Raw genomic sequence first — 13,220 nt, 5'->3', positions numbered from 1 at the left:
ATTTGTTATGAAAAATATTGTTATTACCGGAGCCAACCGCGGCATCGGCTTGGCCTTGTGCCAACACTACTGCAACAACGGCGACAGAGTCTTCGCACTTTGCCGAACCGCATCTCCGGCGCTGGAGCAAACCTCGGCCCACGTCATAACCGGTATCGACGTGAGCCAAGCCGATGTGGGCGAGAAAGTTTTCGGCGTACTGTGCCACCACCTGCATGACCAAGCCATCGACTTACTGATCAATAACGCTGGCATTATGCACGAGGAATTTTTAGGGGAGTTCGACTACGAGCACATGCTGGCTCAGTTCCGGGTCAATAGCCTTGCCCCAATCATGATCAGCCAGGCCCTGCTGCCCTATCTAAACAAGGGCGGCAAAATAGCCATGATCACCAGCCGTATGGGCTCCATTGAGGACAACACCTCCGGTGGCTACTACGGTTACAGAATGTCTAAAACGGCACTCAATATTGCCAGTGTCTCTTTGGCAAAAGACATCGCACCGCGCGGTATTGCCGTGGCAATCCTACACCCGGGGTTTGTGCAAACCGATATGGTCGACGGTACCGGTAATATCACAGCCGAAGAAAGCGCGGCAGGATTGGCGGCTCGGATTGCCGAAACCGATTTAACAAACAGCGGTCAATTTAAGCATTCCGATGGCCAATCCCTGCCTTGGTAATGCAATCCACGCCCCATCCCAATACCAGCGAGCGTAGCGGCCGGAGTGACGCCGGTGCGCTTTGGCAGCCCGCTGAGCACAATCCAGAGTCTGGCTCTACGGCCTGGTCTAAGTTGCACGCACTGCGGGTGGCGGAATCAACCAAGCCGTTTTTAGCGCGCGGGCATCGTGTAAAGCGCTGCACAAGGTGCCTTCTCAATCCGTGCTTTTGCTCCCAGCGAACACCGGCCCCGTGCGAAGGCAGCGATTTTCTGCTGGTCTTCCATCGCAACGAGCTACTTAAACCCACCAACACCGGCAGATTAATTGCAGATTGTTTCCCGGCTAACACCTGGGCCTGCACTTGGCACAGAACCCAACAGCCACCGGAATTACTGACGCTTATTAACCAACCACAGTACGCGCCAGTACTGGTATTCCCCGGTGAACACAACCCAGTAATTGATCACCTCAGCTCGCTGCCAAGCAATAAACGCCTGTTACTGATAGTGCTGGATGGCACCTGGAAGCAGGCCAGGAAAATATATTTACAAAGCCCATGGCTGCACGCATTGCCAATCGTTCACCTACAGGTCGACACGTCCAGCCAATACCAGCTTAGGCAAGCCCCGGGAAGCAACCAATTAGCCACCGTAGAAGCGGTAAGCCAAACGCTCGCGTTGTTGCAAAATACGCAAACCGCTACAGCACTGGAGCGCTATTTTACTACGTTTACACAGCATTATTTGGCCATGCGCAGTAACCATTCAACCCACAATTAAGTACAAGAGGATTCCATGTGCGGCGGCGTTCGGTTTCAAGCCAACGGTGATGAGCTGAAAATCTATTTCCCAAACCCTAAAGCGGTGTTACCCGTACGCACCAAGAATAACGGCCATGAACTGGTCGCCTGGGGTCGGCGGGAAACGCAATCTGGGTTTATGCCTCGGGGCGGCTGGGCTAGATTAGATTCCATCCATGCGGGCAAATGGAGTCAGTATTCACCCATCCCAGTGAAAATTGACGTGCAGGCGTTTATGGAAAAAGATCTGAACAATACCAGCCAGTGGTATGAGTTACAGCCGGGGGAGTTTATCCAGGGCTTAGTGGCGACATTGGGCCAGGAATGCCGATTGTACGTTGTTACCGAACTTAACCCCAACAGCAATCATAAAAGTCAACGCTGGCCACGAGTAATTAAAGAGTAAGAACACCATGCGACTCACCTATCAACCAAGTCAAAATGGCCAAAAACCCTTTGCTCGCGGTATTGTTCTGGGGCGTGAGCAACAGCGGGTAGAACTTTTCATTAAAGCCAGCAGTGAAGAAACCTATACCTTGCTGGCCTTTTCCGGCGGGCAAGGGCAACCGGTTAAACAAAGCCGGCAAGGCCCCTACTCCAGCGTTGAGCAAGGCCAGGCGGCGGCTCAGGCGATTGTTAATGAACTGGCGAGATTGGGCTTTGAACAATTACCGGTAATGGACCTTCCCCGCTGGGAACTGATTGCACAGCACAATGCTCGGGCCTTACAAAACAACCGAGCCGCCGATCAATCACGCTACGATTTCCACCCAGCCGATGTCTTAACCGACCCCCACCCACCAAATAACCGCCCGCGCCCAGACAGTGGTTAGCATAACAATCAGCTCGAAAACGCTTTGCGAAAAGCTTCAATACGTTTGGCGTTGACTCCCATATCAGAATAACCCACCCTGGAGGCTGAACGCAGGTGTAATACCCGCTTGTCGCTGTCCAACCGCACTTCAAAATCATCAACAAATCCGAATAACGAAGACTTAAATTCAGCGGCCAAATAAGCGTCGTTGCGAGCCGCTACAAAGCCACCCATGGACTCTATGGTTAAAACGACTTGATCCATGGCCGATTCCGTTTGCGATTCACTTAAGATAATAGGATCAGTGTAGTGCGCGGTATCTCTCACGTGGTCAGTAACTTGGCAATTGGGTCGGCTAGAGCACGCCTGCAACTGCCCAGCGACCAGACCTGGCGGCTTGCCGGCGCGAGATTTCACGCCCTGCAACGCCAGTGCGATAACGGCAATCAAAATAAGTGCCAGCAGTACTAAACCACCGGCCACAAGAATACGCTCTACCATGAAATACCTTAATGTTTTTGATAATTAGAATGGCCATGGTCACACAAAACGATGCTGTAGCCGCTGCAGTTTTTGTGCGTGGGAACCTGGCGAATCGATATTGATTATTAGCCCAGCAGCACTCAACGCCACTAAGGTGGTGGCGCTGGCACCGTCAAACGGCAAACTGCCGCTTTTAATAAAATCGGCCTGGATTTCAGTCAATAAAGCTTGGGTACTGGCGCTTAGGTTGGTCTGGCCGATATCACCGCCGAGATTCACCACGCCATGGTTGATCACCTCTAAACCCTTTGCCAAACTAACCAAGTTCTGTAAGTGTCGATTTTCCAAGATAGGAATGCGCTGATTCACGGCGCTAATACTGGGTTGCGGTGAACGCTTTAGCAATGCAGAAAACTTCTTATAAGCCTGTTGGCTTTTAAGGTTGGCCAAGGTGTTGGTTTTTTCGATGGCGGCCATAACCCGTTTGCCTGCGGCATCCAACATAAGCCCATCTACGCCACGCATTAACAATCCATCGTAATGGGTGATGGCGCGGTCGTACTGATCCAGCGCCTGCAACAAACCATTGCCAAGGTTATTATCGGCCCCCAGGCCATCACCACCGTAGACATACAAATGTTTCGCCATACCCAACAGTTTGGTCTGCCATAAAAACTCGGCCAAGCCGGCTACCACGCCACCACTAAGAGCCTTGGTAAGCATGGCAAGCACGTAGTGCTGTTGCGGGGTACAGGCCAACAAGGGAGCAAGATTTAAGAACGCAGCGGATTGGTCGGGAATGAGTATGGGAGTGCGTGCCGTGCATACCGCCACCGCACTGATAACGTGTTGGTTGACGGATAAAAGCCTGGCCGAAAACGCCTCAGGGTCGGCGCGGCTCGGGCAAATAGAAGGAACAATCCGCTCCAGTGGCGCAGCGGTTTCTGGATAATACAGGTAGTTAGTCATTCAACTCCTTGCGATGCCAGAAGTGGAGCGTTACCGCCCCCTTATCGTGGTTGATAGCAGCAATATGACACAGGCAAGTCTTAAGCGCAAAGCCCTGGATTGTCGCCTAGATGGCAAAGCGTCACTTGCACCGCCATCAATCGAACAAATGATCCTGGTAGATGGCGGCCCCTGCGAAACCGCTCTAATGTTTTTAGTTCTTTATGCCAAGCCGACACAACAGGCAAAGAAAAGTCACCGCTCGCATAGTTTACATGGCAAACAGGTAAAAAAGTTAACGGTTTTGCCTGTCACTTTTTCACCGTTTTTGGCACTGTTTATCAACTTAAGGGCAGCGCATCAACACTTTATGCATGGTTTTCGCACTATAAGCAAAGATACGGCTGGCTCTACAACGTTTACCCAATATCGCGCCTAACGTGACGGCGTCTAATTGCCTCCATTTTGCACACATTGTGACCTAAAAAGCATTAAATAACTCATAATTCGGCAATTTCCGCCCTAAAACGTAACACCGATTACCCCATAAAGAGCACATAACACGACGTTATGACGCCGCTAGTTTTCAGTATTGGATGAGGTTTTTCGCCATTCATACAATTCACCACCTTCAATAATCGCCTTATAAAAGCAGCATTACCTCCGCCCTTAAAACAGCAAAGAACGGCAGGTTAAGCTGCACAAGCACCGAATGGCAACACTAAAAATAATTACATAAAAGGGCTCAGAGTAACGCAATGAATACCAAAAACCTTTACCAGACGTATAAAAAATTAATCATCGCAACTGCCATTACCGTGGCTTATCCAGTGCACGCACAGAACTCACCCTCCGCTTTGGAAGAAGTCATCGTAACCGCCGAGCGACGGGCGGCGGACGTGCAGGACATCCCCATTTCAATGACAGCCTTAACCGGCGATCAGATGGAAAAGAAATCTGTTCAGCGCTTAGACGATCTGCAATTTGCAGCACCTGGTTTGACCATCACCGACGCCGGCTTAACCCAATCTGTCAATATCCGCGGTATCGGCCTTGCAAGCGGCGACCCCGACGTTACCAACGGCGTGGGCACCTATATGGATGGGCTGTTTCAACCACCCATTGTAAGCACCAACAGCTTTTACGATATCCAAAGTGTGCAGGTGCTACGCGGCCCACAAGGCACCTTCGCCGGCGCCAACTCCACCGGTGGTGCGATTCAAATTGCCTCGCAAAAGCCAGAGCTAGGTGAAGCCATCAATGGCTACGCAAAAGTTGGTATCGGTAACTACAGCCGCCAAGAATTAGAAGGCGCCGTTGGCGCTAGCCTAGGCGATAGCTTTGCTTATAGAGCGGCTTTTTTCGACGCCCAACGCGATAGCTTTTACGACAACATCGGCCCGGCCAATAGCGACGCCGGTAGCCTAGATGAAACCGCAGGCCGCCTATCCTTGCTGTGGGCCCCCACCGAATCCCTGGAGCTATTGGCAAAATACGAAAAGGCAGAAAAAGACTCTGGTGGTTTTGCCTACCGCCCAATTCCTACCACTGCGTTTGCCGCTGGCCGCAGTAACAACATCCGTGATTTAACCTACAACACCCCTACCGCGAACGATGAGGAAGCGGAAACGGGTTTATTCCAAGCCAGCTATACCTTCGCCAACAACCTAGCCATTAAATGGCTAACCGGTTACCAGGAGAAATCGGTCAGCAATATCTACGATTCTGATGGCACCCTACTGGCCGAAGACACACGGGAACAGTTTGTTGGTGAAGACCAAGTCAGCCATGAGCTCAATATTATTTCACCGGACGATGCCGACATTCGATGGGTAGTTGGCGGCTACTACCAACGTAATGTGGTGGATGTGGATATCGTAAATGGGCCCTTCCCCGTGGAAATCTACATCGACAACGAAAAAACCATCAGCGGTATCTTTGGCCAAATCAGTGTCGATGTGAACGAGCAACTGACCGTGGAATATGGCATGCGCCAGGCCTGGTTCGAAGCCTCTGTAGACGATGGCAGCGGTGTATTTGTGGGTAATGGCTTGCCCGGCTTCCCAGCCGGCGGCGCCCAGGTTGCGGTTATCGCAGGCGATTATGAAGACGACGACCTGGTTGGTAAGTTAGCGGTTAACTACAGCCTCAACAACGACCACTTACTGTATGCATTTGTGGCCAAGGGTTATAAGCCCGGCGGCATCAACTCCGCCACGTCCAGTTTCGAATCTGAAAACGTTTGGTCCTACGAGGCCGGCTGGAAAGGCACCATGATGGATGGCGCAGTCCGGGCTTCGGCGGCAGTGTTCTATAACGATTACCAGGACTTCCAAAACTCAGCCATCGATTTGACCACCGGCCGCAGTGATGTATACAACATTGCAGACGCCACCATTCAAGGTGTGGAAATGTCTTTAGAGGCGCAACTGGCCGGCATTCACATCGATATGGGTTTGGCCTATGTGGATTCAGAACTTAACCCTACGCAACCGCTGGTGAACAGCCGCGCGCTGCCGGGCAACAACTTGGGCCCACAATGTGCCGCCGGCACCGCCTCTAACCCACCCGTGTGTTTTGATTATGCACCCTACCTGTTGAGTTCTTCCGGCGGCCCCAATCTTTATGCCCCGGAATTAAGCTTTAACATGGGGGTGGAGTACACCGTAGCGCTAAACAATGGCTGGACCATAACTCCACGGCTTAATTACGCCTGGTTGGACGAGCAGTGGACCAACCTAATTTACGATGAGCAAACCGACCTTCTGGAATCCCGCGGTTTACTGTCCGCAATGCTGACCGTGGAAAATGACGATTGGAAAATCCACGCCTACGGCCGCAACCTGACCGACGAAGACTATGTAACCGGCCAGGAAGGAACCTTTAACCAGGAGTTTTACGGTGCACCTACCGAATATGGCCTGGGAGCCACCTTTAACTTTTAGGTGCTAGCTTCAACTTTTAGCCCCTAATCTAAGATAATGCTCTTTGCCGGCCTGGCTAGGCACTGCCAGCGCCGGCTTTTTTACGAGTGCCCCTCACTAGGTGAGTACCTACAACACAGTCGGGTCGAGAATCAATTTATGACATGCGCAACGCTTAAAAAAACATTAGCCGTGGTGAGTGTCTCAGTCTGCTCACTCAATATCTTAGGCTGCAACGATAACACTGCCACAGCCGGCCAATTGCCAACGGCTAAACCAGGTAAGGCCAGCTGTGAAGCTTGGCTAGGCAGCCACCAGGACTATACCGGATTTGGCAAAGTTGAGGTCACCTCTGCAACTTACATCGATAATCGCGGTGCTTTACCGGAAAAAGACCAAGCCTCAGTCACAAGCGATAAATTTAAACCGTTTTGCCAATTAGAAGCCTATTTTGAAAAGCGCACAGGTGCGGACGGCAAACCCTATGCCATTGGCTTGGGCCTAGCATTGCCAGACGACTGGAACGGACGCTTTTATTTTCAGGGGGGTGGTGCCTTAAATGGACTCGTCCGCTCACCCATTGGAGACCGTGCATCCGGAGAATTACCGGCGCTGTACCGTGGGTTTGCGGTTGCCAGTACCGACAGCGGCCATCAAAGTGACAGTATTTTTAACCACGATTTTTTTGCTGACCAACAGGCATTGCTGAATTTTTATTCCCAGGCAATTTATAAATCAACGCTTCAGGCCCAGGGTTTTATAACATCCTATTACCAATCCGAACCACAGCATCGGTACTTTGTCGGTTGCTCCACCGGTGGACGAGAAGCCATGACCATGTCGCAACGCTACCCAACGTTGTTCGACGGAATCATCGCTGGAGCGCCCGCCATGCGAACCAATTTATCGGAGCTGGCAGATTTATACATGGCAAAAGCACTGCGCGGAAATAACAGCACGGCGCCGTTTTCTGCAGCCCAACAAACGGCAATTACCGACGCGCTGTTAGAGCAATGCGATGGACTAGATGGCCTAGTAGATAACTTAATTATGGCGGTAGACCACTGCGAGTTTAAGCCGGACGTTTTGTTGTGTGCAGATAACTCAGACCAAAATACCTGCCTAACGCCAGAACAAATTAGCGCGCTGCAAACAGCCTTTGCCGGCCCTCGTACGAGCCAAGGGGATCAGGTTTATCCGGGTTTTTATTTTGATACTGGCATCAGTGCCTCGGGTGAAGGCGGTGTTCCTGGTATTCTGCAGGCGATGGCGGGCCCTTTGGGGAAACCACGGCAAAACCTGCCCTTCGATTTAAACAGAGAAATAGAATTCGCCGAGGCATTTCCACTGGCACCAGGTAACGCAACCCTCATCAACTTAAGCACCTTTGCCAATTCCGGCGGAAAGCTGATGTTTTACCATGGCGTCAGCGACCCATGGTTTTCAGCCAAAGATACGTTAAATTACTTTAGGACACTCTGATTTACCCACCAGAAATGCAATAATATCCAGAACCCGAACTTGAGCCCAACGAAAACATGAAACAGCAAAGCCTAGATGCCAGTGGATTCGAAAAGTATCGTAAGAAGACTCGAAAAGAGTTATTTCTGGAGCAAATGAACGAGATTCTTCCTTGGGTAGAGCTCTGTAAAGCGATTGAGCCATTTTATCCGAAGGCATCAGCACTAGGTGGTCGTCCAGCGATTGGGTTAGAGAGAATGCTGCGAATACACTTCTTGCAGCACTGGTTCGAGCTATCCGATCCTGGCGCGGAAGAAGCGCTGTACGATTCGCGCGCCATGCGCCAGTTTGTCGGTATCGATTTAGGCAAAGAGCCTGTACCGGATGAAACGACAATCTGCAAATTTCGTCATTTGATGGAGCGTCATAATTTAGGCGGTGAGTTATTTCAGCTAGTGAATGTGTATCTTGAGGAAAATGGTCTTAAACTCAACCGTGGCACCATTGTCGATGCAACGATTATCGATGCACCACGCTCCACTAAAAATAAGGAGCGCCACCGAGACCCCGACATGGAGTCTACCCAAAAAGGGAATCAGTGGTATTTTGGAATGAAAACGCACATTGGCGTAGATAGCCAAACGAGGCTAATTCATTCTGTCGTGGTCACTTCCGCAAGCGTCCATGACTCGCAAGTACTTGGCGATTTATTACACGGTAACGAGAAGCGAGTCTACGGTGATTCCGCGTACATAGGCCAAAAGGCGCAAATAAAAGCCAATGCAGAAGATGCTGCTGATTTTACGCATAGGCGTGGACGGCGTAATCACCCATTGAGCGAAAAAGAGCGTAAAGCGAATCGTCATAAATCCAAGATTCGACCACGCGTTGAGCACCTATTTGGTGTTATCAAAAACCAATTCGGGTATCGCAAAGTTCGATATAAAGGCTTGGAAAAGAACGCACAGGCAGTATTTACGAAATGCGCTTTGGCAAATTTAGTGATTGCCAAACGGCATTTGTTGGCCATTTAGCAGGCGAGGTATGCCTGAAAGTAGCACATCGCCTAAGAAGCGGTGGTAATAACCGAGTTCGTTAGCTGTAAAGGTCATTAAATTCCGTATTTAAGTCGCAACGAAAGCTAATTCTTGGGTTAATCAGACGTTCCTTTACTAACATGGCCGAGAACAACGGCGGTTTAGAACGGGCGGCCGATTGGTCGCAATTCTATTTTGTACCGGGCATGGGGCATTGTCAGGGCGGCAGTAGTACACTAGATCAGTTCGATATGCTATCAAAGCTGGTGGCGTGGGTGGAAAACGACGAGCAACCAACGGAAATTATCGCGAAGGGCGAATCCATGCCCAATATCAGCAGGCCTCTTTGCCCTTACCCCCAAGTTGCCCAGTACCATGGCGACAGCGAGAATAAGGGTGATATCGAGAAAGACATCAAATCTGCTAACTTGTTCCAGTGCCGCGCACTTGACTGACCTTTCCCGCCTCTCAATAAACTGAATGGCAGCTACAGAGAAACTAGTGGCGAACACTGGGAATACTTTAGGAATCTCTTACATGGACACCGCCCGTTTGCCAAGTAAACAATTACGTTAAGGATCGATTGCGCTCTTACATCCGGCCTGTTGTTGGTAGCTATACCTGGCCACTATGGAGTTTGCCAGCAGGGCCCAATCTGATTATTGGCATCGGGTGCCAAGAGATTCCTCGGGTTTGACCTGCTGCGGTTCGACCTTGTTCGCCGTTGATTACTTATGCAATCGTTGAAGAGTTTCCTATTCCTTAAATATTACTACGTTCTTTAATATTGCTATTGAGTCGTTGCACAGCGATTGCGCTCCTCTCGAGCCAAGATGACCCAAGCTATTCGAGCCATTTTGTTCGCTAGTGCTATCGCCACCTTATTTGGGTGTTTATGTTCAAGCAGAGATTCAACCCAAGGGTGGCCTCCTGCCAAACCGGCACTATGCCGACGCTTAACCTGTCGTATCACCGATTTCGCACCTTGAACTAAGAGGCGCCGCAGATAACCATCACCGCGCTTAATGATACCAAGTAGTTTTTCTTTTCCACCACTAGATGCTTGCTTTGGCACCAGACCAACGAACGCTGCCACCTCTCTGCCGTTGCGAAACGATCGACCGTTTCCTAATTTGGCTACCAACGCTGAGGCCGTTTGAATACCGATGCCCGGCACTTCCGCTAATCGTCGGCTGGCCTCGTTATCTTTGTGCCAAAGCGCTAGCTCTCGCTCAAGGTCAGCGATCGAACTTTGGCTTTTCTGGTACGCGGCCCACATTACACCCGCGCTACGACGGCTGATCGCGGGTAGATCGTTGGTTTCGTCCGCCAATACCGCAGGAACCGATTCTTCAAAGACACGTACGCTTTTGGCAAATACAATACCAAACTCGGATAACAATGCTCGGATATGATTACCTAAACTCACACGCTCCCTGATTAACAATTGTCGGCTCTGGTGGAGATGCAACACGGCTTGCTGTTCAGGCGTTTTCAAATCAACGAAGCGCATGTTCGGCCGCTGCACAGCTTCGCAGATGGCTTCTGCATCGTTGTAATCATTTTTGTTACCCTTGACGTAGGGTTGAACAAACTTAGGATTCATAAGTTTAACTTCGTGACCTAGTGACATTAATTCACGCGCCCAGTAGTAACTGCTGCCACACGCTTCCATACCAATTAAGCAGGAAGGGAGTCGAGCGAAGTAAGGCAATACCTGGCTACGACTCAATTTGCGGCTTAGTGTTCTCTTATCTTGATGGCCAACCCCGTAGACCTGAAAAACACTTTTTGCTAAATCCAACCCAACTATGGCACGTTGATGCCGGTTAAGGGAGGGCGGTGTCCATTCCATCTGAATAAGCTCGGATGACTTCTGGCTCCCAGGGCTTTTCTAGATAGAGCTGGGCCGGCACGACGGTAGCGTATTTTGGCATAATGGCTGTACAGCTGCGCGCCCCGGCCATAAAACGCTAACAACGATAACCGAAAGCTCTGGAAGCCCCTTAGTACCCAAAAGACATAAAGGCGCGTTCTCAAAGCCCACCTGACTGCGTTGATTTTCTTGTTAAGGACGACGGCCACTTATGCCCTCTGGGTAGTAACTGCGAAAATCTCCTCGCCAGCTGAGCTTTGAGGACTCGCGCAAAACCGACCGAGATTAATTAGAGCTTACTAATGGGTGAAAAAACAAAAACAGCTGTTCGGAATGGAACGCCCAGACTGCTGACAAAGCCCTAGCGCCTGCGCTGGGGCTTTGTTTTAATAGGCAATGCTTAACCCAAGCATTGCTTGAGTTTGTCAGTATCGACGAGCTCGTTCCTCAAGATCACTTGTTGCGTAAGATCGAAACCAAAGTGGATTTCAGTTATATCCACACATGGTAAAAAAGTTTTACCGCGATAACAACGGTCGTCCCGCCCTAGACCCAACCCTGATGTTCAAATAGCGGTTCATCGGCCACCTATTTGGGGTTCACAGTGAAGGCCAATTAACTAGGGATGTTAGCCTTACCGATAAACTACCCGATTCATCCACTCTCAGCCAAAACCGCATCCGACGATTTAATGAGTCTGATGTCTATCAGCGGATCTTTGATCGGATTAAGATCCAGATCAAATGATTTTTACACAGAGCGTCTGCTGAACTATTCGCCAACCGGGAAAACTCACGCAATGCTGAAATCATCAACGAAGCTCTGACGTTGTTGTAAAAATACACTTTAGTACTTCTTATTGGCGCGTATGTTCTATTCTATTTGCACTGACAATCAGCAGCGATGAGATTAGAGCAGCCGGCACTCCCAGGATAAGAAACAGGTCAAACATGTTCCAGCCCGCATCCACTAAATAACCGGCGGCAACCGGTGAAGCAATAGCACCAGTACGTCCGATGCCCAGGCTCCAGCCGAGTCCGGATGCACGCAATTGTGTGGGGTAGCTACTCAGGGTGACCGCATACATACCCGTCAAAGGTCCGGTTGCGCAAAAACTTATCAGGAACAACAGGCTATAAAGCTCAGTAATACCGGTGGGTTTCCAGGTGGCGTAAATAAGAATCAACAAGCAGCCAGTCAAAGTAAGTGCCGCAATGACATGGATAAGCTTGAGCCGTGTTGATGATAAGAAGCCAACAAAAATATTGCCAAAAAGTCCACCAATGGTGAACAACGTCAGCGCATAGATGCCCGTGCTAAGCTCATATCCCATATTGACAAATAGCTTCGGCGTCCACTTGAGCATCAAGTAAATCACCCAGTTTCCGAGAAAGAAAATCAACCAGAAACGCATGGAGATCAGTAAAAATTCCGCACTTAATAGGCTGAAAAACCCCACAGAAGTACTCTGGCGTGTCGGTGGATCAGACAATTCATTTAACGGGAAGCGTTTAAGCAGGTTTAAGGTTCGATTAATCTTTTCAAGTCGTTTGCGTTTATCGCTGCTATGCGAAGCTAAAAATTCCATGGATTCAGGAATTAATGTTACCACCAGCACCGCCAGAATCACGCCTAGTAAACCACCCGTCAAAAACAGGCTTTGCCAAGTGAAGTGTTCTAGTAGGTAAGCCGCGATTGGTCCGACCGCTAATGCACCACAGGCAAAGCCGCTGGTAACGATAATCACGGCAGTATGTTTATATTTGTCGGCGGTAAATTCAGAAGCCACCGCCGCCGCCGATGCCAATACACCACCGATACCCAGCCCGGTGATCACGCGCAGTACAATCAAGTGAGTCACACTCGATGCCAGGGTGGTAAGTAGCATGGCAATGGCAATGGCAATGGCGGAAACCGAGCCAATCAAAATCTTGCGCCTGCCATAACGATCACTGAGTGCCGATAACCCGATCGAGCCAACCATCATACCGACCAGTTCTGCCGACAGCACCACGCCCAGCGTTGTGGCACTTATGCCCCAGGAATCAGCAATATGAGGGGCCGCCATGGAGATAGCGACGACATCAAAGCCATCGGCCACATTCAATAAGCAGCAAACGCCTACTATCAGTATCTGCCGAAGTGAAATACCGCCTTCGTTAATACGACTTCTAATGTGGAGATTGGAGCTGTTGGCGACATCTTGGGGCATAT

Annotated in this window: 13 protein-coding genes and 1 pseudogene; 10 read left to right on the top strand and 4 right to left on the bottom strand. The window is 50.2% G+C overall.

What is annotated here, in order from left to right:
- The first annotated feature begins 7 nt into the window (after positions 1 to 7).
- From ACGHM3_RS11350 to ACGHM3_RS11335, 4 genes are read left to right on the top strand one after another with little or no spacing between them, the layout of a single operon-like run.
- A complete protein-coding gene (locus ACGHM3_RS11350; RefSeq protein ID WP_345428028.1) occupies positions 8 to 682 on the top strand; it encodes an SDR family oxidoreductase in 675 nt (224 codons plus the stop codon).
- A complete protein-coding gene (locus ACGHM3_RS11345; protein ID WP_345428026.1) occupies positions 682 to 1,443 on the top strand; it encodes a DTW domain-containing protein in 762 nt (253 codons plus the stop codon). Before ACGHM3_RS11350 ends, ACGHM3_RS11345 begins: the two co-directional genes overlap by 1 nt.
- A gap of 15 nt (positions 1,444 to 1,458) precedes the next feature.
- Positions 1,459 to 1,869, top strand: a complete 411-nt coding sequence (locus tag ACGHM3_RS11340; protein ID WP_345428023.1) for a hypothetical protein — start codon at positions 1,459 to 1,461, stop codon at positions 1,867 to 1,869.
- Positions 1,870 to 1,876: 7 nt separating this feature from the next.
- Positions 1,877 to 2,296: a hypothetical protein gene (locus ACGHM3_RS11335; protein WP_345428021.1), complete on the top strand. Its 420-nt coding sequence runs from the start codon at positions 1,877 to 1,879 to the stop codon at positions 2,294 to 2,296.
- Positions 2,297 to 2,304: 8 nt separating this feature from the next.
- On the opposite strand, the gene ACGHM3_RS11330 is transcribed toward ACGHM3_RS11335, so the two are convergent.
- A complete protein-coding gene (locus ACGHM3_RS11330) occupies positions 2,305 to 2,778 on the bottom strand; it encodes a DUF1499 domain-containing protein (RefSeq protein ID WP_345428019.1) in 474 nt (157 codons plus the stop codon).
- 39 nt (positions 2,779 to 2,817) lie between these two features.
- The gene (locus ACGHM3_RS11325) at positions 2,818 to 3,729 is read right to left on the bottom strand and encodes a hypothetical protein (protein ID WP_345428017.1); all 912 of its coding nucleotides are present in this window, start codon (positions 3,727 to 3,729) and stop codon (positions 2,818 to 2,820) included.
- A 13-nt stretch (positions 3,730 to 3,742) separates the two neighbouring features.
- Between ACGHM3_RS11325 and ACGHM3_RS11320 the strand changes: the two genes are divergently transcribed.
- From ACGHM3_RS11320 to ACGHM3_RS11300, 5 genes are all read left to right on the top strand, one after another.
- The gene (locus ACGHM3_RS11320; RefSeq protein WP_345428015.1) at positions 3,743 to 4,147 is read left to right on the top strand and encodes a hypothetical protein; all 405 of its coding nucleotides are present in this window, start codon (positions 3,743 to 3,745) and stop codon (positions 4,145 to 4,147) included.
- 319 nt (positions 4,148 to 4,466) lie between these two features.
- On the top strand, positions 4,467 to 6,653 hold the full coding sequence (locus ACGHM3_RS11315) for a TonB-dependent receptor domain-containing protein (RefSeq protein WP_345428012.1): 2,187 nt from the start codon (positions 4,467 to 4,469) through the stop codon (positions 6,651 to 6,653).
- A 138-nt stretch (positions 6,654 to 6,791) separates the two neighbouring features.
- Positions 6,792 to 8,114, top strand: a complete 1,323-nt coding sequence (locus ACGHM3_RS11310; RefSeq protein ID WP_345428009.1) for a tannase/feruloyl esterase family alpha/beta hydrolase — start codon at positions 6,792 to 6,794, stop codon at positions 8,112 to 8,114.
- A 56-nt stretch (positions 8,115 to 8,170) separates the two neighbouring features.
- Positions 8,171 to 9,127, top strand: a complete 957-nt coding sequence (locus ACGHM3_RS11305) for an IS5 family transposase (protein WP_345426144.1) — start codon at positions 8,171 to 8,173, stop codon at positions 9,125 to 9,127.
- A gap of 143 nt (positions 9,128 to 9,270) precedes the next feature.
- Entirely contained in the window at positions 9,271 to 9,585 is a 315-nt protein-coding gene (locus ACGHM3_RS11300) for a tannase/feruloyl esterase family alpha/beta hydrolase (RefSeq protein WP_345416335.1), read from the top strand.
- Between the two features lie 335 nt (positions 9,586 to 9,920).
- Here the strand turns inward: ACGHM3_RS11300 and ACGHM3_RS11295 are convergent, their stop codons facing one another.
- Complete coding sequence (locus ACGHM3_RS11295; RefSeq protein ID WP_345416338.1) at positions 9,921 to 10,985, bottom strand: IS110 family transposase; 1,065 nt, start codon at positions 10,983 to 10,985, stop codon at positions 9,921 to 9,923.
- Between the two features lie 394 nt (positions 10,986 to 11,379).
- Here ACGHM3_RS11295 and ACGHM3_RS11290 point away from each other — a divergent pair.
- A pseudogene (locus ACGHM3_RS11290) lies at positions 11,380 to 11,735 on the top strand (transposase); the annotation flags it as partial.
- Between the two features lie 127 nt (positions 11,736 to 11,862).
- Here ACGHM3_RS11290 and ACGHM3_RS11285 read toward each other — a convergent pair.
- On the bottom strand, positions 11,863 to 13,218 hold the full coding sequence (locus ACGHM3_RS11285; protein ID WP_345416341.1) for an MFS transporter: 1,356 nt from the start codon (positions 13,216 to 13,218) through the stop codon (positions 11,863 to 11,865).
- Positions 13,219 to 13,220 lie beyond the last annotated feature (2 nt).

Origin of the sequence: Halioxenophilus aromaticivorans (assembly GCF_042850945.1) — a bacterium.
Lineage (GTDB): Bacteria > Pseudomonadota > Gammaproteobacteria > Pseudomonadales > Cellvibrionaceae > Halioxenophilus > Halioxenophilus aromaticivorans.
This window is presented reverse-complemented; position numbering and strand designations above follow the sequence as displayed.